Here is a 19,549-nt window from a genome sequence, read left to right as displayed (position 1 = left end):
CATCGTCCCGCTGCTCCGCCCGATGCGAAGTCGTGCTCCTCGAAAATCTTGACGAGTTGCGCGTAGGATCTCTGGCGGGATCGGTTGGCGAAGGATCGGTTGGCGAAGGATCGGTCGGCGAAACGGAGGGACCAGTGCGGCCAAGGGTCGAGGAGGTCCGCATCCAGGGGCTCGGCGTGATCGACGAGGCCGTTCTGGAGCTGTCACCGGGGTTCACCGTCGTCACGGGTGAGACCGGTGCGGGCAAGACGATGGTCGTCACGGGCCTTGGCCTGCTGTTCGGCGGCCGGGCCGATCCGGCGAGGGTCCGGCCGGGAGCCGACAAGGCCACGGTGGAGGGCACGCTCGTCATTGAGCCCGGCGGAAGGGTGGCCCAGCAGGTCGCGGACGTCGGCGGCGAGGCGGAGGACGGCGAGCTCATCATCTCGCGGACCGTTTCGTCGGAAGGACGCTCACGCGCCTGGCTCGGCGGCCGCACCGTGCCGGTCGGGACGCTCACCTACATCGCCGACGACCTGGTCGCCGTGCACGGGCAGATGGACCAGCAGCGGCTGCTCCAGCCGGGCCGCCAGCGCGCCGCGCTCGACCGCTACGCCGGAGACGACCTCGTCAAACCCCTAAGGGCCTACGAGCAGGCGTACAAGCGGCACAAGCAGGTCGGAGACCTGCTCCACGAGCTGACGGTCAAGGCGAGGGAGCGGGCGCAGGAGGCCGACGTCCTCCGGTTCGGCCTGGAGGAGATCGAGAAGGCCGAGCCGAAGGCCGGTGAGGACGCCGAGCTCAAGGAGGAGGCCGAGCGGCTCTCCCACGCCGACGCGCTGCGGACCGCCGCCACGACCGCCCACACGGCCCTTCTCGGCGACCCCATGTCGAGCGTGGACGCCGTACACGACGCGGTGTCTCTGGTCGGGCAGGCGAAGTCGGCGGTCGAGGCGGTGCGGGAGTTCGATCCCGCGCTCGCCGGCCTGGCCGAGCGGCTCGCGGAGGCCGGTTATCTGATCTCCGATGTGGCGACCGAGCTGGCCGCGTACGCCGAGTCCGTCGAGGCCGACCCGGCCCGGCTGGCGGCAGTACAGGAACGCAGGTCGCTCCTCACGGGCCTGACGCGCAAGTACGGCGAGGACGTGTCGGGCGTGCTCGCCTGGGCGCAGCGGGCGGCGGAGCGGCTCACCGATCTGGAAGGCGACGACGAGCGGATCGAGGAGCTGACGCGGGAGCACGCCGAGCTCACCGAGCGGCTGAAGGAGCTGGCCACCGAGCTGACGGCCATCCGGACCGCGGCTGCCGAGCGCTTCGGCCATGTGGTGACCGAGGAGCTGACCGCCCTCGCCATGCCGCATGCCCGGGTCAGCGTGGCCATCACCCAAAGCGGCGACTTCGGCCCGCACGGTCTTGACGAGGTGGAGCTGCGGATGTCCTCCCACCCGGGGGCTCCCGCGCTACCGCTCACCAAGGGCGCCTCCGGAGGCGAGCTGAGCCGCGTCATGCTCGCCATCGAGGTGGTCTTCGCCGGGGCCGACCCCGTCCCGACGTTCGTCTTCGACGAGGTCGACGCGGGCGTGGGCGGCAAGGCGGCCGTGGAGATCGGCAGGCGGCTCGCCAAGCTCGCCAGGACGGCCCAGGTCATCGTCGTCACCCACCTGCCGCAGGTGGCCGCCTTCGCCGACCAGCATCTGGTCGTCGAGAAGGCCAGCGACGGCAGCGTGGTCCGCAGCGGCGTGGTCGCGCTCGACCAGGAGGGCCGGGCGCGTGAGCTGTCCCGGATGCTCGCCGGCCTGGAGGACTCCGAGCTCGGCAGGGCCCACGCGGCCGAGTTGCTGTCCATCGCCGCCGCCGACAAAGCCGCGGAATGACCGGCTCGGAGTGACCGGCTCGGAGTGACCCGCTCGGAACGACTGGCTCGCAGTGACCAGGTGAAGGGCCGGCGGTGACGAGTGACCGCGCTGACATTTGGGGCAGAGCGCTCCTGGGAGCCGACGCAGGACGACGAGGCGAGGGGCAGCGGCCGGATTCCGCACGTCGGCGCCCATGACGATGTGTGACAAAGCTGACACGCCTCGAGGTCTGCGACCATCGGGGTCGCCGCCTCTGGCAGGATGGTTGACGATGAAGGTCCCGAGCTTGAATGTTGCGGGCCTCCGCCGCAGGAAGGTGGACGACCTTCCCGGGGTGACGGCTGTGGCGAGAATCGACAGGCGGACGAAGAGGCTCACCAAGCGCCTCAACGCCGGAGAAATCGCGATTATCGACCACGTTGACGTCGACCGGGTCAGCGGGGAGGCACTGGTCGCGTGCGGTGCCGCGGCGGTGGTCAACGTGGCCGCCAGCATCAGCGGCCGCTATCCCAACCTGGGGCCGCGGATTCTCCTCGACGCCGGCGTCCCGCTGATCGACAATGCCACGACAGAGCTCTTCGAGCGTGTCTCGGACGGCGACGTGGTCCGGATCCACGAGGGCATGGTTTACCTCGGTGAGGACCTGGTAGGCAAGGGCGAGCCACAGACCGCCGATACGATCGGCGCGGCGATGACCGAGGCGAGGGCCGGGCTCGCCGTCCAGATGGAGGCGTTCGTCGCCAACACGATGGAGTACGTCCGGCGTGAGCGCGACCTCCTCATCGACGGCGTGGGCATGCCCGACATCAAGACGCGCCTGGAGGGCAGGCACGTCCTCATCGTGGTCCGGGGGTACCACTACAAGGAGGACATCGCGACGCTGCGGCCGTACATCCGGGAGTACCGCCCGGTGCTCATCGGCGTCGACGGCGGCGCGGACGCCCTGATCGAGGCCGGTTACATGCCCGATCTCATCGTCGGCGACTTCGACTCGGTGTCGGAGAAGGCGCTGCGCTGCGGTGCCGAGCTCGTCGTGCACGCGTACCGGGACGGCCGCGCGCCCGGCCTCGAGCGCGTCCACCAGCTTGGCCAGGAGGCCGTGGTCTTCCCCGCGACCGGCACGAGCGAAGACATCGCGATGCTGCTGGCCGACGACAAGGGTGCCTCACTGATCGTCGCGGTCGGCACGCACTGGACGCTCGACGAGTTCCTCGACAAGGGCCGGTCGGGCGCGGCCAGCACATTCCTCACCCGGCTCCGCGTGGGGAGCAAGCTCGTGGACGCCAAGGGCGTCAGCAGGCTCTACCGCAGCCGCATCTCCACGGGCTCCCTGCTGCTTCTCGTCGCCACCACGTTGATCACGATCGGCGTGGTCCTCTCCGTCTCCCCGGTCGGCAAGATCTGGCTGAACGGCCTGCGCGACGCCTGGAACGGCTTCATCTTCTGGCTGGTCGGACTCTTCTCGTGATCGATTTCCGCTATCACCTCGTCTCCATCGTGGCGATCTTCCTCGCTCTCACCGTCGGCATCGTGCTGGGCAGCACCGTGCTGGAGGGCCCGCTCTTCAAGTCGGCGGAGGAGATGACGGCCTCGTTGCGGCAGACCAACCAGGAATACCGCAGCAAGATCACCGAACTTCAGACGCGCGAGGAGGGCAACAACTCGTTCGTCTTCTCCCACGCCCCCGAGCTCGTCCGGGGCCAGCTCGCCGGGGAGCGGGTCGTGCTCGTCGAGGCCCCCGGCGCGTCGGCGAGCCTGCGCGACCCGATCCAGAAGCTCGTCACCGGCGCCGGCGCCTCCTACATGGGCCGGGTCAGCCTCACCGAGAAGTTCACGGCGGCCGATCAGGCGGCCGTGGTCGACCAGCTCGCGACCACGCTCGCGCCCGTCGGGACGAAGTTCCCCGACGGGGCCTCGCCGTACGACAAGGCCGCGGCGATGCTCGCCAGCGCGATCGTGACCGGCGACCGGACCCAGGCCGGCCGTCCCAACCTGGTCGCCGCCGGGGTGCTGGACGCGTTCCAGGCCGGTGACTTCCTGACCGTGAGCGGCACCCCGGCGCAGCGCGCGACGATGGCGATCGTCCTCGCGCCCGCCCAGCCGTACGACGGTGAGGACGCCGAGCAGCAGACGGCGGCCGTCGTGTCGGTGGCCGCCGGGCTCGACTCCGTGGACCTCGGGACCGTCCTGGCCGGGACGACGACCGCTTCCGCGGCGGGGGGCGCCATCTCGGTCCTGCACGACACCGGAGAGGCCGCCTCGAACGTCTCCACCGTCGACACCGTCGATATCGCCGCGGGCCGGATCGTCGTGGTCTACGCTCTGCGGGAGCAGTTGACCGGCCGTTCGGGAGCGTACGGCGTGGGCAGCGGATCCACGGCGTTCGAACCGGCGGTCCCGAGCCCCAGCCCGAGCCCCAGCCCGGCGTCGACACGCGGCTGACCCGGGTGCCGGTCACTGGCCGTGACCGCGTGCCGGTCGCCGCGACCACGCATACCGCATCTGAGAAGGGGAGGCAGCTGTGGCGAAACGCTTCTCGCTCGGCCCTCTGGCCGGTGCCGCGCTGGGCGCCGCCCTGGGCGCGACCGCCGCCCGCGTGGCCTACGCCACCTTCAAGCGACGTCCCCCGCTCGGTGACGAGAAGACGGCCGACGAGTACTGGACGCGCGTCAACCACCGCGGCGAGCCGGTCACGCTGCTGGAGGGCCCGGCCTTCGTCGCCGGCGCCGGTGCGGCCGTCGCGCTGGCCCCCGGCCTTCCGGTGCGCGTGAAGGCCGCCGCGCTGCTCGCGGGAGTCGGCAGCGGCGTCCTCGGCGCGTACGACGACGTGTTCGGGACGGCCTCCTCCAAGGGGTTCAAGGGGCACCTGGCGGCTCTTTCCCGTGGCGAGGTCACGAGCGGCGCCGTGAAGATCCTCGGCATCGGCGCAGCCGGCCTCACCGCGGCCGTGGCCGTCCGGGCCGGTGCCGGGAGAGCCGGCGCCGCGAGAGTTGGGCACGTGGGGGCTGGGCACGTGCGGCGCGGGACGGGGACGGCCGGTCGTGCAGGGGCGGGGCGTCACTCCGGTGGCATGGTCTGGGGCGCGCTGGACACGCTGATCGACGGCGCTCTGATCGCCGGGAGTGCCAACCTGGCCAACCTCTTCGACCTGCGGCCGGGGCGCGCCATCAAGGTGGGCCTGCTCGCCGGGGTCCCGCTGCTCGTCGCCTCGCTCGCGTCCCGGAACGGCCTGCGTGCCGCCGCTGAGCCGGCCGCCCATGCAGGCGGTGCGGCCGGAGGACATCAGGCCGCCGTGCTGACCGCCATCCCGCTGGGTGCGGCGGTGGCCTTGCTGCCGGAGGACCTGGGGGAGCGGGCCATGCTCGGCGACGCGGGAGCGAACGCGCTCGGCGCGCTCCTCGGCTTGGCGGCGACGGTCAAGCTCGGCAGGCCCGGCCGGTTGGCGTTGCTCGGCACGGTCGTCGCGCTCACCGCCGCGTCGGAGAAGATCAGCTTCACCAAGGTCATCGCGGGTAATCCCGTCCTGAACCGCATCGACATGCTCGGCCGCCGTGCGCCACAGCCCTCGGCGGGGAGCGCCCGGCGTCCGTGACCTCCGGCCGTCCTTACCGCACCCCTCGGTCGTCTGCCGGCGTGCCGAGGGGCTTCCGTGGCTCAGCGGGCCGACATGGCCTAGCGGATCGACATGGCTGACCGGATCGGCCGTGGAGTCGCGGGGGCGGCCGTACTCATAGGCGCGATCACGATCCTGGCGCGCGTCACCGGCTTCGCCAAGCAACTCGTCTTCGCCCGGGCCGTGGGCACGAACTGCCTGGCCACGGCCTACTACACGGCCAATCTCGTGCCGAACATCGTCTTCGAGGTCGTGGTGGGCGGGGCTCTCACGGGCATGGTCGTGCCCGTGCTGGCCGGAGCCGCCGCCCGGTCCACGGCCGACGCGCGGGCGGAGGTGGGCCGGATCTCCTCGGCGCTTCTGACGTGGGTGCTCGTGCTTCTGGTGCCGCTCGGCGTCCTGACGGCGGTGGCAGCCGGGCCGGTGATGCGGCTGCTGCTCTTCGTCGGCGGGGACATTGAAGGCTGCGTGCCGGGCGACGTGATCGCCGTGGCCACCCGGATGCTGGTGGTGTTCGCCCCGCAGATCCCGCTGTACGGCCTGGCCGTCGTGCTCTACGGCGTGCTGCAGGCCCATCGGCGGTTCGCGGGACCGGCGCTCGCCCCTCTCGTGTCCAGCGTGGTGGTGATCGCCGCCTACCTCGCCTTCGCACCCCTCAGCGGTCGGGACAGCGACCCGGCGTCGGTGCCGCGCCCGGCCGAGCTCGCGCTCTCGGCCGGGACCACGCTCGGGGTGCTGGCGCTGGTCGTGACCGTGGTCGGCCCAGCCTCCCGGCTCGGCTCGGGCTGGCGGCCGGCGCTGCGCTTCCCGGACGGCGTGGCCGTACAGGTCAGAAGGCTGGCCCTCGCCGGGCTGAGTGCGCTGGTGGCCCAGCAGGTCGCGATGGCGATCGTGATCCCGCTGGCCAACAGCGGGATCGGCGGGGGAGCGCTCCCGGCGTACAACTACGCGTGGGCCATCTATCAGGTGCCCTATGCGGTGCTGGCCGTGCCGATCGCCACGAGCGCCTTCCCCGTGCTCGCGGCCAGGGCGGAAGGCGGTGACCGGGCGGGATTCGCCGGCTTGTCCGCGCAGACGACCCGGGTGGTCGTGCTGATCTCCGGCCTGGCGGCCGGGGCGCTCGCCGCGGCCGCCGGCCCCGTCGCCCAGGTCTTCCTCGGGGGGCAGGCCGACACCACCATCTCGCCCACGGAGTTCGCCCCGGCGATCGCGCTGTTCGCTCCCGGGCTGGTCGGCTACGGGCTGATGGCGAACCTCAGCCGGGTCCTCTACGCCGACGGGCGCGGGAGAGCGGCGGCCCGCGGGATGGTCATCGGCTGGCTGGTCGTCATCGTGACCCAGGCCGCCTTCGTGCCGGCCTTTCCGCAGGGCTGGAAGCTGGGCGGGCTCGCCCTCGGCCAGGCCGTGGGCATGACCGCCGGAGGCGGTGTGCTGCTGGTGTCGGTGCTCCGGGCGCGGGGGCCGGAGGCCCTGCACGGGGTGCCCCGTGCCACGCTCGCCGCCGTCGCGGGCGGTTGCTGCGGCTTCCTCGCGGGGGCCGGTGTGGTGGCCCTTCTCGGTGGCGCGGGTCCCTGGGGCAGCGTGGGCGTGGCGGCCCTGTCGGGCGTCGCCGCGCTCGGCGCCGGAGTGCTCACGGTGGCCGCCGTCGACCGGGGGGACCTGCGAACCGTCCTGTCCCGGCTCAGGACCGGGGGCGGCGGCCGGCAGCCCGCGGAGCCCGCGACGGCCTCCACCGGCGCCGGGCGCGGCGAGCCATGAGTACGGCAGGCGTAGAGGGGCAGGGCATGAAGGTCGTGCTCGTGCTGGGGACCAGCGCGGGGGGCGTGGGCCGGCATGTGCGCACGCTGGTCGCGGGGCTGGCGGGCGCGGGCCATCAGGTCGTCGTGGCGGGCCCGGCCGCGACGGAGGAGGCGTTCGGCTTCGCGGAGGCCGGGGCGGGCTTCGCCGAGGTGCCCATCTCGGATCGCCCTCATCCCGTCAGCGACCTCCGATCGGTCGCGGCGCTGAGATCCGTCGCCCGAGGGGCCCGGGCCGTGCACGCCCACGGGCTGCGGGCGGGCGCTCTCGCGGCGCTGGCCCTGACCGGCGCGCGCCGCCGCCCCGCCCTCGTGGTCACGCTGCACAACGCCGTCACGGCCGGGGGCGCGATCGGGGCGATCTACCGGGTCCTGGAGCGGATCGTCGCGCGGCGGGCCGACCACGTGCTGGTGGTGTCGCCCGACATCGGCGAGCGCATGCACGCCCGAGGCGCGCGGCGCGTCGGCCCGGCCGTGGTTCCCGCGCCGCCCCTGGCGGACCCCGCGCGAACCCCGGACGAGGTGTGGCGGGAGCTGCCCGGCCCGCGGGGGAGGCCGGTGCTGCTGACCGTCGCCAGGCTGGCCCAGCAGAAGGGGCTGGAGACGCTGCTCGACGCGGCGGCTCGGCCGTACGGCAGCGAACCGCTGTTCGTGATCGCCGGAGACGGGCCTCTGCGGGCCGAGCTCCAGGCGCGGATCGACGCGGAGAGGCTGCCCGTCTTCATGTACGGCTGGGCCAGCCCGCCGGACCTCCTCCAGGTGGCGACGGCCGTACTGGTGCCGAGCAGGTGGGAGGGGCAGCCGCTGAGCGTCCAGGAGGCGCTGAAGGCGGGCAGGCCCATCATCGCGACCCGGGTCGGCGGCATCCCGGACATGGTCGGTGACGCGGCGCTCCTGGTCCCTCCGGGTGACGCCGTGGCGCTGAGCCGGGAGATCGGCCGCCTCCTCGGCGACCCGGCGCTGGCGGCACGCCTCGCCGGGGCGTCGGCCCGGCGTGGCGCGGACCTGCCGGACGAGGCCGCGGCCGTCCGCGCAGTGATCGAGGTCTACTCCGGTCTGGAACCCCGCGCTCGCTGACCCCGGGTGACGCCGGGTGACGCCGGGTGCACGGCGGGTCAAAGCTCGGTGCCGTCGGACAGGGCCGAAACGGCTCCCGCTCATTGCCGTGGCGAAATACAAAGGTGGCCCCAGGGGGAGAGTTCGGTGACCGGAGGTCAGGGGCGGCTGGTCCTCCGAGGTGGCCTAACCGGTACATATGGGTCACGGAACCGGCAGTCTCATCTTTCGCGGGGCCGGGCATCCGGATGGGATTAGGTCAATTTGCGGCTGATCCATATACTGAAGCGGTTGGGGGGAGTATCCCTTCGCGACAGTCCCGTCATCACGGCGTCAGCGCCCGGGGCTGCCGGTCCGCCAGTGCGCGGGCGGGAGAGACTCCGGCAGTGTGTTAATCGCGCGCCGGAGGGTATCGATCTTGAACGTCGCTGTGTGGGCATGGGCCGCGGTCATCGCCGGTCTGCTCGTCGTCCTGGCCGTTGACCTGTGGATCGTCGACCGTGGGGAGCCCCGCGAGTTCTCGATGCGGCAGGCTGGCATCTGGGTCGGCTTCTACGTCACGCTTGCCGTGCTGTTCGGCGTAACGCTGCTGGTGGTGGGCGGTGCCGAGCCGGGAGGCCAGTTCTTCGCCGGGTATCTCACCGAATACAGCCTCAGTGTCGACAACCTGTTCGTCTTCTACATCATCATGACCCGGTTCGGGGTGCCCAGGATCTACCAGCACAAGGTGCTGCTCGTGGGCATCCTGCTCGCCCTCGTCATGCGCGGCCTGTTCATCGCGGTCGGAGCGGCGGCGCTGGCCCGCTTCAGCTGGCTGTTCTACGTGTTCGGGATCTTCCTCGTCTACACGGCGTACACGCTGGTCCGCGACCACGGCAAGCAGGAGCACGAGTTCACCGAGAACATCATCCTGCGCTGGGCGCGCCGCGTCTTCCCCACCACCCCGAGCTATGTCGGCTCGCGCGTCACCGTGCGGGTGGACGGCAGGCGGATGGTCACCCCGATGCTCATCGTCATGATCGCGATCGGGACGACCGACCTGCTCTTCGCGCTCGACTCGATCCCGGCGATTTTCGGCCTCACGAAGGACGCGTTCATCGTCTTCTCCGCCAACGCGTTCGCCCTGATGGGGCTGCGGCAGCTCTACTTCCTGCTGGGCGGCCTGCTCCAGCGTCTGGTGTACATCAGCTACGGTCTCGCGTTCATCCTCGGCTTCATCGGGGTTAAGCTGGTTCTCGAAGCGCTGCACGAGAGCCAGATCTCCTGGGCTCCCCAGATTCCCATCTGGGTGTCGCTGATGGTCATCGGAGTCACAATGGCCGCGACGACCGTCGCCAGCCTTCTCAAAGCCCGCAGCGACGAGATCACCGCTCCGGCGGAGGCCCCACAGGGCTAGCAAAACGGGCAATGAGGCTGTTTGCTTGTCTCGTTGTGCCGTGTAATGACTGCCGGATCGGTAATATCACTTTTTCAGGCGCATACCGGTCCCTAGTCGCTAAAGAGTACAAAGGTTCCCTGTGTCCAACGATTCTGAGTTGTCCCGCGATCTCGTGCCGACCTCCGAGGTCGCGGGAAGTCCCCGGGGTTCGATCCGGCTCGCCCGCGGGGTCTCCCCGTGGCTGGCCCCGACCGCGGCGGCGGCGGCCGTCACGACCCTTCTCACCCGCAGATCCCCCAAGTGGGCGCTCGCCGCGGCCCCGCTGGTCGCGCTGACCGGCGGGATGCTCTGGTTCTTCCGCGACCCCGAGCGCGCGCCGGGCCAGGGCCGGGTGATCTCGCCCGCCGACGGCGTCGTCCAGAGCGTCGACCCGTGGCCCGACGGCCGCACGAGGGTGGCGATCTTCATGAGCCCCCTGAACGTGCACGTCAACCGCGCTCCGGTGGCCGGCACGGTCACCTCGGTGGAGCACGTGCCCGGCGGATTCGTGCCCGCTTTCAACAAGGACAGCGACAAGAACGAGCGAGTGGTCTGGCACTTCGACAGCAGCTCCTCGGTGGACCTCGGAGACATCGAGATGGTGCAGATCGCCGGCGCGGTCGCGCGCCGCATCGTGCCGTACCTCGCGGCCGGGGCCAAGGTGGCCCAGGGCGAGCGGGTCGGTCTCATCCGCCTGGGCTCCCGTGTGGACGTCTATCTGCCCGAGGGCATCGCGTCCGCGGTCAGCGTGGGCCAGAAGACCGTGGCGGGGGTGACTCGCCTTGACCACGTCTGATCTCGGCGCGGAGGCGGGCTGGCCGGTGGAGCCGCTCGCCGACGAGCCCCGCGGGCCCGTCGGCAAGGCCTTCCGCCTGTCGGCCGCCGACTCCCTCTCGCTCGGCAACGCGCTCAGCGGCTTCCTGGCGGTCTGCGTGCTCGCGTGGTCGGCGATCACCGACCTGCAGGCGAGCGGCAAGTTCGAGCCCGACCCCCGCTTCTTCGGCACGGCCGTGGTGCTGCTGCTCATCGGCGCGACCTGCGACCTGTTCGACGGCCTGGTGGCCAGGAAGTTCCGCGCGTCCGCGATGGGCGCCGAGCTCGACAACCTCGCCGACGTCATCAGCTTCGGCTTCGCCCCCGCCTTCATGGTGGTCATCTGGGCAGGCTTCTCGGGCAAGCTGCCGGTCTGGGTCGTGCTGTTCGCGGCCGCCTCGGTCCTGATCGCCGGTGTCGTACGGCTCGCCCGCTTCGCCTCCGTCAAGACCAAGAGCGGCGACTTCATGGGCCTGCCCATCCCGATGGGCGCCATGACCGTGGTCTCGATCGTGCTGCTCTTCCAGCCCAGCTATCTCACGATCGCCGGCATCATCGGCGTGGCCTGGCTGATGGTCAGCCGCATCGAGTATCCGAAGCCCAAGGGCAACCTGGCCGCCGTCGTCCTCGCCTGGATGATGATCAACGTGGCCTGCCTGTCCATCTGGGCGGCCCGCCTCACGGGAGGCGACCAGCTCATCACCGTGGGCGCGATCATGCAGATCGCCATCGTGTCCGCCATTCCGCTGCGCGTTCTCATGTTCAAACACCAGCAGCGCAGGGAACGACGCTCGGAGAGCGTCGGCCCACGTCGGTAACGAACAGGGGGCCCCGCTCATCAGGGCCCCTTTTCTTTCGGCCCTCGCTTTCACATGGATCGATCGCCTAGTCCTTTGGAGCCATGGTCGCCATGCCTCGTGAGCACACCCGGACGTACTTCCTCGGCAAGCTCGCGCGGGAGCTGGAGCTCAGAGGGCTGGAGGCGTCGCTGCGTCCCGACCCTCCGTCCCTGAAGGTCCGCGACCCGGACGCGGCGATCTTCTCCGAGACGGTGGACTGCGTCGCCATGTCGGACGGCTGGTTCTACCGCTGGTCCTGGGGCGACGTCGTGGAGAGCGCCGACGAGCCGGCCGCCGCGGCGGACCGCATCGTCAAGGTCTTCACCACCGGAGAGCCGCGTCCTCACCCCGGCCTCGGAGACGTCTAGAACACCAGGCTCAGCGGCACCACGCAGCAGAACGACACCACCGAGCTCTTGATCGTCTGACCTCTGGCTCATCAGCGGCCGCGTTCGCGAGCTGGGAGTTCACCATTCGTGATCATGCACCATGTATGAACTGGGTGCATGATCACGAGCTGGATTTCTGCTGCTCTCAGTGCATCCCCGGGAACCTGTGCATGATCACGCGCTGGGGCTCGATGATCACCAGCCGCGCGCTCTCCACTCCGGTAGGGCCGGGCGCTCGGCGCCGAGCGTGGTGTCGGCCCCGTGGCCGGGATACACCCACGTCTCGTCGGGCAGCCGGTCGAAGATCCGCTCCACCACATCGGTGAAGAGCCGGTCGAACCGCTCCGGATCCTTCTGCGTGTTGCCGACGCCGCCGGGGAACAGCGAGTCGCCGGTGAACAGATGGCCGTCCTGGTACAGCAGCGCGATCGAGCCGGGCGTGTGCCCGCGCAGGTGGATGACCTCCAGCGTGACGACGCCCACCGTCACCCGGTCGCCGTGCCCGACCTCCCGGGTGACCGGGACCGGCAGGTCGCCGGCGTCGAGCGGGTGGGCGACCACCTGGGCGCCGGTGGCCCCGGCCACCTCCTCCAGCGCCATCCAGTGGTCCGGGTGGCCGTGGGTGGTGACGATCGAGCTGATCGGCCGGTCACCGATCAGCTCCAGCAGGCGGTCCGGCTCGGCCGCCGCGTCGATGAGCAGGCCGTCGCCGGTTTCGGTGCAGCGCAGCAGATAGGCGTTGTTGCCGAAGTCCCCGACCTCGATCTTGGAAATGGTCAGCGCGGGCAGCTCCCGCACGTCGGCCGGGCCGCCCTTGGCGACGTCTCCCGTGTAGCTCATGATTCTCCCTCGAGTCCTGTACGGCTCACGCTAGTCATGCCTGGGCGGCCACGTGGCGGGCGGCTCCACCGGGAGGTCCCTCGGGGCGGGCATGCTCATCCACTGCGGCGGGGAGGGCGGCGTCACGGGGGAGGTCACGGGGGAGGTCGCACTGGAGGTGGCGGGGGAGCCGGACGGCTCGCCGCCGCCGTCCGACGGCTTCACGCTCAGGTCCTCGCCCGGCGCCCGGCCGGTGAGCCAGGCGAGGAGCTCCCGCGGCGTTCCGTGGACGGCCGGGCCGTCCCCGAGGCCGCGCCACACCTGGATGTGCTCGCCGTCGTCGCGCACCTCGCGGGACACGATCTCGCTGACCGGGCCCTGACCGCGCGGCCACAAATGCATCGTGTCGTGCAGCTCCCACCGCACGTACGGCTCCGGCAGGTCGGCCCAGCCATACCCCGCGCCGAGGTCGATGTGGTGGATCTCGACCTCACGGAGCCGGCGCATGAGGACGTACCACGCGGGGTGCCGCGGCGGCCGCGACCCGCCGACGATCGCCCTCCACGCCTCGGGCGGCAGCTCGCGGATCGCCCGGTCGAGCCGCTCGGAACTCTCCTCCAGATCGGCGAGCTGCTCCTTGGCGGGCCGTGCGGCTCCCGCCTCGATCTCGGTCTCGCGGGTCTCGGGCGTGGGGTACTGCGGGGTGTAGACGCCCGTCCTCGCCCACGTCAGCAGGTTGACGTGGCTGTCGGCGTTGCGCGCGACGTGGGTGAGCACGTGCCCGCGGGTCCAGCCCGGAAGCAGGGACGCCGCCCGGACTTCGTCGTCGGTGAGCCGGGCGGCCGTCGCCAGCAGCCGGCCCGTGGATATGGCCAGTGCAGCCTGGAACTCCTCGAGAGCTGACATAGACACATCATGGACCACAGCCGTAACGGCGCGCGGCAGCCGTACGGGAAGATCGGGCGCGCCGGAGCGGTTCTACCAGTGGGAGTTTCCGGGCCAAGCGCGGGACGCGGGTTTGACGGAACTCATACCCTGTTCATGCGGGCGGTTGTCTGGGGGCGCACCCCTGGGACGTGACCCCCGGGAGGGGTTCGTGAGGCCGTCCGCCCCGGCCGCCGGGAGCCGCCCCCGAAATTGTCGGTGGCTCCGGATAGCTTGCCCGTGCACCTCCTGTTGACTCCATCGACCTATCGGGACCACCGTGGCTGACCGCCTGATCGTGCGTGGCGCACGTGAGCACAACCTGAAGGACGTCTCGCTCGACCTGCCGCGAGACGCTCTCATCGTCTTCACCGGGCTCTCGGGCTCCGGCAAGTCCAGCCTGGCCTTCGACACGATCTTCGCTGAGGGTCAGCGGCGCTACGTCGAGTCGTTGTCCGCGTACGCCCGCCAGTTCCTCGGCCAGATGGACAAGCCCGACGTCGACTTCATCGAGGGCCTGTCCCCGGCGGTCTCCATCGACCAGAAGTCCACCAGCCGCAACCCCCGCTCCACCGTCGGCACGATCACCGAGGTCTACGACTACCTCCGCCTCCTGTGGGCCCGCATCGGCAAGCCGCACTGCCCCACCTGCGGCCGGCCGATCGCCCGGCAGACCCCGCAGCAGATCGTCGACCGCGTCCTCGAGCTGGAGGAGGGCACCCGGTTCCAGGTCCTCGCGCCGGTCGTCCGCGGCCGCAAGGGGGAGTACGCCGAGCTGTTCCGCGAGCTGCAGACCAAGGGCTTCGCCCGCGCCAGGGTCGACGGCACGATCATCAGGCTGGAGGAGCCGCCGACCCTCAAGAAGTACGAGAAGCACGACATCGAGGTGATCGTCGACCGGCTCGCGGTCAAGGACGGCGCCCGGCGCAGGCTCACCGACTCGGTGGAGACCGCGCTGCAGCTGTCCGGCGGCACGATCACGCTGGACTTTGTCGACCTGCCCGAGGGCGACCCCAACCGGGAGCGGTTCTACTCCGAGCACCTCTACTGCCCCTACGACGACCTGTCGTTCGAGGAGCTGGAGCCCCGGTCGTTCTCGTTCAACTCGCCGTTCGGCGCGTGCCCCGAGTGCACCGGCCTCGGCACCCGCATGGAGGTCGACCCCGACCTGGTGGTCCCCGACCCGGAGCGGACGCTCGGCGACGGCGCGATCAGCCCCTGGTCGAACGGGCACACCAGCGACTACTTCATCCGGATGATCGAGGCGCTGGGCCACGCGCTCGGCTTCGACCTCGACACCTCGTGGGAGCGGCTGTCCAGGAAGGCGCAGAAGGCGATCCTGCACGGCCACGACGAGCAGGTCCACATCCGCTACAGCAACCGGTACGGCAGGGAGCGGTCCTACTACACGACCTTCGAGGGCGTCATCCCCTGGGTGCAGCGCCGGCACGCCGAGTCGGAGAGCGACGCGACGCGGGAGCGGTTCGAGGGCTTCATGCGCGAGGTCCCGTGCCCGGCCTGCCAGGGCCGCCGCCTGAAGCCGGTGTCGCTCGCGGTCACGGTGGGCGACGCCTCGATCGCCGAGGTCTCGGCCATGTCGATCGGGGAGTGCGCCAAGTTCCTGGCCGGGTTCAAGCTCTCCGAGCGCGACATGCACATCGCCGAGCGGGTGGTCAAGGAGATCAACGCCAGGCTCGGCTTCCTGCTCGACGTCGGCCTCGACTACCTCACCCTCGACCGCGCCGCCGGGACGCTCGCAGGCGGTGAGGCCCAGCGGATCCGCCTGGCCACCCAGATCGGCTCGGGTCTCGTCGGCGTGCTGTACGTGCTGGACGAGCCGTCGATCGGCCTGCACCAGCGCGACAACCAGCGGCTGCTGGAGACCCTCATCCGGCTCCGAGACATGGGCAACACGCTGATCGTCGTCGAGCACGACGAGGACACCATCGCCGCCGCCGACTGGGTGGTCGACATCGGCCCCGGCGCGGGCGAGCACGGCGGCCAGGTCGTCGTGTCCGGCACGGTTCAGGAGCTGCTCGCCAGCGAGCAGTCCCTCACCGGCGCCTACCTGTCCGGCCGGAGGGCGATAGCCGTGCCGGCCGCGCGGCGTAAGAAGGACAGGAAGCGGCAGCTCGTCGTCAAGGGCGCCCGCGAGCACAACCTGACCGGCGTGGACGTGGAGTTCCCCCTCGGCGTCTTCACGGCCGTGACCGGCGTCTCGGGCTCGGGCAAGTCGACTCTGGTCAACGACATCCTCTACAGCGCCCTGGCGAAGGAGCTCAACGGGGCCCGCACGGTTCCGGGGCGGCACTCCCGGGTAACCGGGACCGACCTGGTCGACAAGGTCGTGCACGTCGACCAGTCGCCGATCGGCCGCACCCCCCGGTCCAACCCGGCCACCTACACCGGCGTCTTCGACCACGTCCGCAAGCTGTTCGCCGCGACCACCGAGGCGAAGATCCGCGGATATCTGCCCGGCCGGTTCAGCTTCAACGTTAAGGGCGGCCGCTGCGAGGCCTGCGCGGGCGACGGCACCATCAAGATCGAGATGAACTTCCTGCCGGATGTCTACGTCCCCTGCGAGGTCTGCCACGGCGCCCGGTACAACAGGGAGACCCTGGAGGTCCACTACAAGGGCAAGACGATCTCCGAGGTCCTCGACATGCCGATCGAGGAGGCGCTTGAGTTCTTCGACGCCATCCCCGCGATCCGCCGCCACCTGCAGACGCTCAACGACGTCGGCCTCGGTTACGTACGGCTCGGCCAGCCGGCCACCACGCTGTCCGGCGGCGAGGCGCAGCGCGTCAAGCTCGCCTCCGAGCTGCAGCGGCGGTCCACCGGCCGCACGGTCTACGTGCTCGACGAGCCGACGACCGGCCTGCACTTCGAGGACATCCGCAGGCTGCTCGGCGTGCTCAATCGCCTGGTCGACAACGGCAACACGGTCATCGTCATCGAGCACAACCTCGATGTGATCAAGACCGCCGACTGGATCATCGACATGGGACCCGAAGGGGGCTCCCGGGGCGGCAGGCTCGTCGCCACCGGAACGCCCGAGGAGGTCGCCAAGATGGAGGAGAGCCACACCGGCGTCTTCCTCCGGAAGATCCTCGGCGTCTGACCGATCCGGCGCCCCGAGTGGGTAATTGTCCATGGTTCGCCAGTGATCTGTCCGTCATGCTGAACCAGGCTCGGGGCGAGAGCCGTACTTAACGACATAAGGTGATGCGTCACGGAGAGGGCGCCGGGTGAACGATGCCCGGACCCGTCCGTGCCAAGGAAGGACGAGCATGACGGATACGACACGCCGCGCCGTGGTCTTCGGCGCCGGAGGGGCCGGGCTGGCCGCCGCGCTGACCGCCTGCACGGGATACAGCACGGGCGGCTCCGACGCGGCGGCGCCGGCGGACGACCAGGCGACCTCCAAGGCCACGGACGCGGCCGGTGGCGGCGCGGGGTCGGGCGGCGGCGCGGGCGGCAACGCGATCGCCCAGACGTCGGACATCCCCACGGGCGGCGGGAAGATCCTAGAAGACAAGAAGATCGTCATCACCCAGCCCGCGGCAGGGGAGTTCAAGGCGTTCAGCGCGGTCTGCACCCACGCGGGCTGCACGGTTGCGAGCGTCTCGAACGGCACGATCAACTGCCCCTGCCACGGCAGCAAGTTCAACATCAAGGATGGTTCGGTCGCCAAGGGCCCGGCCAAGGACCCCCTCGCCGAGCAGAAGATCACGGTGACCGGCGACAGCATCACGCTGGCGTAGTCCCCCCGGACCGGCGGCCCCCATTCTGCGCGTGATCATGCACGGATTCCCGGCCGCCGGTCTGGCCGGCACCAACCCACGCCGTGATCATGCACAGGGTCGGCGGCGGGAGGGTCCACCGTCGTAAATCGGCTCGGAGATCCTCGTCGCGATCTCCGTGAATCGTGGTCTGTCGGTGGATCCCAGTAGGCTTGCGGTGTGGCGGATCCGGCAAGTTACCGACCGGCGCCCGGATCGATCCCCGAGTCGCCAGGCGTCTATCGCTTCCGCGACCCCGGCGGCCGGGTGATCTACGTCGGGAAGGCGAAGAGCCTGCGCCAGCGGCTGAACTCGTACTTCGCGGACTTCGCGGGGCTGCACCCGCGGACCCAGACGATGCTCACCAGCGCGGCCTCGGTCGACTGGACGGTGGTCAGCACAGAGGTCGAGGCGCTTCAGCTCGAATACTCCTGGATCAAGGAGTTCGACCCGCGCTTCAACGTGAAGTACCGCGACGACAAGTCGTACCCCTTCCTCGCGGTCACCATGGGGGAGGAGTTCCCCCGGGTGCAGGTGCTCCGCGGGGCCAAGCGGAGGGGCACGCGCTACTTCGGCCCCTACTCCCACGCCTGGGCGATCCGGGAGACCGTCGACCTGCTGCTGCGGGTCTTCCCCGTGCGGACGTGCTCGGCCGGCGTCTTCAAGCGCGCTGGGCAGATCGGACGGCCCTGCCTGCTGGGGTACATCGACAAGTGCTCCGCGCCCTGCGTGGGCCGGGTCACGCCCGAGGAGCACCGCGCCCTCGCGGAGGACTTCTGCGACTTCATGGCCGGCAACACCGGCCGGTTCATCAAGCGGCTCGAACGCGCGATGCGGGACGCGGCCGCCGTGGAGGAGTACGAGAAGGCCGCCCGGCTCCGCGACGACATCCAGGCGCTGCACCGCGCTCTGGAGAAACAGACCGTCGTTCTGGGCGACGGCACGGACTGCGACGTGATCGCCCTCGCCGAGGACGCTCTGGAGGCCGCCGTCCAGGTCTTCTACGTGCGCGGCGGCCGGATCCGCGGCCAGCGCGGCTGGGTGGTCGACAAGGTCGAGGACAGCACGCCCGGCGACCTCGTGGAGCAGTTCCTCCTCCAGATGTACGGCGAGGCCGCGATCCCCAGGGAGATCCTCATTCCGGCGTTGCCGCCCGACCACGAAGCGGTGGTCGAGCTGCTCGGCGAGCAGCGGGGCTCCCGGGTCGACCTGCGCGTCCCCCAGCGGGGCGACAAGAAGAGCCTGATGGAGACCGTCGAGCGCAACGCCAAGGAGTCGCTGACGCAGCACAAGCTCCGCCGCGCGAGCGACCTCACGACGCGGAGCCGGGCGCTGCAGGAGATCGCCGACGCCCTCGACCTGGACCAGGCGCCGCTGCGCATCGAGTGCTACGACGTGTCGCACATCCAGGGTTCCGACGTGGTGGCCTCCATGGTGGTGTTCGAGGACGGCCTGGCCCGCAAGAGCGAATACCGCCGGTTCTCGATCAAGAGCGCCGAGGGTGACGTCGCCTCGATTTACGAGGTCATCTGCCGCAGGTTCAAGCGCTACCTGGAGGAGCGGGTGGCCACCGGCGAGCTGGACGGCGAGCCCCCGGTCCCGGGCGACGGGGACGGGGACGGCGAATCGGCCGTGTTCGTCAACGGCAGCCGCGGCGGCGATCCCGGAGCGGGGATGCCGATCGACCCCGAGACCGGCCGGCCGCGGAAGTTCGCCTACCCGCCGAACCTGGTCGTCGTGGACGGCGGCCCCGCTCAGGCGGCGGCGGCCCAGCGCGCCCTGGACGAGCTCGGGATCGACGACGTCTCGGTCTGCGGCCTGGCGAAGCGGCTGGAGGAGGTGTGGCTCCCCGGAGACGACCAGCCGGTGATCCTCCCGCGCACCAGTGAGAGCCTCTACCTACTCCAGCGGGTGCGTGACGAGGCACACCGCTTCGCCATCACCTACCATCGGTCGAAGCGGTCCAAGAGCCTGAAGGAGAGCGCGCTCGATCAGGTCCCCGGGTTGGGGCCGGCGCGCAGGCAGGCGCTTCTCCGGCACTTCGGCTCGGTGAAGCGGCTGCGGGAGGCGAGCGCGGATGAGATCCGCGAGGTCCCCGGCATCGGGCCATCTACAGCGGAGGCGATCGTGGCGGCGTTGAAGGGTGAGAGCGGGTGAAGATCGAGCGACTGGGACGCATCTCATATGGCGGGTCGTGCGGCGTGCCGCTGGCGCGGCCACGCGCCGCGATGCCATCCTCCCGCGATAGGGGGCCGTGTCCCGGAGG

At 70.7% G+C, this 19,549-nt stretch carries 15 protein-coding genes; 13 read left to right on the top strand and 2 right to left on the bottom strand.

Going from position 1 to position 19,549, the window contains the following annotated elements:
- The first annotated feature begins 134 nt into the window (after positions 1-134).
- The 10 genes from recN (at position 135) to ABH927_RS02755 (ending at position 11,737) form a co-directional block, all read left to right on the top strand.
- Positions 135-1,853, top strand: a complete 1,719-nt coding sequence (recN, locus tag ABH927_RS02800) for a DNA repair protein RecN (protein WP_370017814.1) — start codon at positions 135-137, stop codon at positions 1,851-1,853.
- Between the two features lie 253 nt (positions 1,854-2,106).
- Positions 2,107-3,303 carry a putative cytokinetic ring protein SteA gene (steA, locus tag ABH927_RS02795; RefSeq protein WP_370017813.1) on the top strand — a complete coding sequence of 399 codons (1,197 nt, stop codon included), beginning with the start codon at positions 2,107-2,109 and terminating at the stop codon, positions 3,301-3,303.
- A complete protein-coding gene (locus tag ABH927_RS02790) occupies positions 3,300-4,277 on the top strand; it encodes a copper transporter (RefSeq protein WP_370017812.1) in 978 nt (325 codons plus the stop codon). The genes steA and ABH927_RS02790 overlap by 4 nt, the downstream gene beginning before the upstream one ends.
- Positions 4,278-4,356: 79 nt before the next feature.
- Positions 4,357-5,427 carry a hypothetical protein gene (locus tag ABH927_RS02785; protein ID WP_370017811.1) on the top strand — a complete coding sequence of 357 codons (1,071 nt, stop codon included), beginning with the start codon at positions 4,357-4,359 and terminating at the stop codon, positions 5,425-5,427.
- 93 nt (positions 5,428-5,520) lie between these two features.
- Complete coding sequence (gene murJ / locus ABH927_RS02780; RefSeq protein ID WP_370017810.1) at positions 5,521-7,206, top strand: murein biosynthesis integral membrane protein MurJ; 1,686 nt, start codon at positions 5,521-5,523, stop codon at positions 7,204-7,206.
- Positions 7,207-7,232: 26 nt separating this feature from the next.
- Positions 7,233-8,321 (top strand): glycosyltransferase family 4 protein, encoded by a 1,089-nt coding sequence (locus tag ABH927_RS02775; RefSeq protein ID WP_370017809.1) that lies wholly within the window; start codon positions 7,233-7,235, stop codon positions 8,319-8,321.
- A 397-nt stretch (positions 8,322-8,718) separates the two neighbouring features.
- A complete protein-coding gene (locus ABH927_RS02770; protein ID WP_370017808.1) occupies positions 8,719-9,696 on the top strand; it encodes a TerC family protein in 978 nt (325 codons plus the stop codon).
- 154 nt (positions 9,697-9,850) lie between these two features.
- The gene (locus ABH927_RS02765) at positions 9,851-10,513 is read left to right on the top strand and encodes a phosphatidylserine decarboxylase (protein ID WP_370017852.1); all 663 of its coding nucleotides are present in this window, start codon (positions 9,851-9,853) and stop codon (positions 10,511-10,513) included.
- Positions 10,500-11,348, top strand: coding sequence for a CDP-diacylglycerol--serine O-phosphatidyltransferase (gene pssA / locus ABH927_RS02760; RefSeq protein WP_370017807.1), 849 nt, complete (start codon positions 10,500-10,502; stop codon positions 11,346-11,348). The genes ABH927_RS02765 and pssA overlap by 14 nt, the downstream gene beginning before the upstream one ends.
- Before the next feature lie 83 nt (positions 11,349-11,431).
- On the top strand, positions 11,432-11,737 hold the full coding sequence (locus tag ABH927_RS02755; protein ID WP_261585784.1) for a hypothetical protein: 306 nt from the start codon (positions 11,432-11,434) through the stop codon (positions 11,735-11,737).
- 216 nt (positions 11,738-11,953) lie between these two features.
- On the opposite strand, the gene ABH927_RS02750 is transcribed toward ABH927_RS02755, so the two are convergent.
- Entirely contained in the window at positions 11,954-12,598 is a 645-nt protein-coding gene (locus ABH927_RS02750; RefSeq protein WP_370017806.1) for an MBL fold metallo-hydrolase, read from the bottom strand.
- Positions 12,599-12,628: 30 nt separating this feature from the next.
- On the bottom strand, positions 12,629-13,483 hold the full coding sequence (locus ABH927_RS02745; protein ID WP_370017805.1) for a maleylpyruvate isomerase family mycothiol-dependent enzyme: 855 nt from the start codon (positions 13,481-13,483) through the stop codon (positions 12,629-12,631).
- Between the two features lie 298 nt (positions 13,484-13,781).
- On the opposite strand from ABH927_RS02745, the gene uvrA reads away from it, so the two are divergent.
- The 3 genes from uvrA to uvrC all read left to right on the top strand — a co-directional run bounded on the left by uvrA (position 13,782) and on the right by uvrC (position 19,440).
- A complete protein-coding gene (gene uvrA, locus ABH927_RS02740; protein ID WP_370017804.1) occupies positions 13,782-16,622 on the top strand; it encodes an excinuclease ABC subunit UvrA in 2,841 nt (946 codons plus the stop codon).
- 169 nt (positions 16,623-16,791) lie between these two features.
- Positions 16,792-17,265, top strand: coding sequence for a Rieske (2Fe-2S) protein (locus ABH927_RS02735; protein ID WP_370017803.1), 474 nt, complete (start codon positions 16,792-16,794; stop codon positions 17,263-17,265).
- Between the two features lie 198 nt (positions 17,266-17,463).
- Positions 17,464-19,440 carry an excinuclease ABC subunit UvrC gene (gene uvrC / locus ABH927_RS02730; RefSeq protein ID WP_370017802.1) on the top strand — a complete coding sequence of 659 codons (1,977 nt, stop codon included), beginning with the start codon at positions 17,464-17,466 and terminating at the stop codon, positions 19,438-19,440.
- The last annotated feature ends 109 nt before the right edge of the window (positions 19,441-19,549 follow it).

The sequence above is a fragment of the Planotetraspora sp. GP83 genome (assembly GCF_041262585.1).
Taxonomy (GTDB): Bacteria; Actinomycetota; Actinomycetes; order Streptosporangiales; family Streptosporangiaceae; genus JAOEGB01.
Note: the sequence above shows the minus strand (reverse complement) of the source record. Positions and strands in the feature narration are given on the sequence as shown.

Coding starts and splice junctions, on each gene's coding strand:
- ABH927_RS02755 (WP_261585784.1), top strand. CDS start 11,432: ATGGTCGCCATGCCTCGTGAGCACACCCGGACGTACTTCCTCGGCAAG.
- ABH927_RS02750 (WP_370017806.1), bottom strand. CDS start 12,598: ATGAGCTACACGGGAGACGTCGCCAAGGGCGGCCCGGCCGACGTGCGG.
- murJ (WP_370017810.1), top strand. CDS start 5,521: ATGGCTGACCGGATCGGCCGTGGAGTCGCGGGGGCGGCCGTACTCATA.
- steA (WP_370017813.1), top strand. CDS start 2,107: ATGAAGGTCCCGAGCTTGAATGTTGCGGGCCTCCGCCGCAGGAAGGTG.
- ABH927_RS02775 (WP_370017809.1), top strand. CDS start 7,233: ATGAAGGTCGTGCTCGTGCTGGGGACCAGCGCGGGGGGCGTGGGCCGG.
- ABH927_RS02735 (WP_370017803.1), top strand. CDS start 16,792: ATGACGGATACGACACGCCGCGCCGTGGTCTTCGGCGCCGGAGGGGCC.
- ABH927_RS02745 (WP_370017805.1), bottom strand. CDS start 13,483: ATGTCAGCTCTCGAGGAGTTCCAGGCTGCACTGGCCATATCCACGGGC.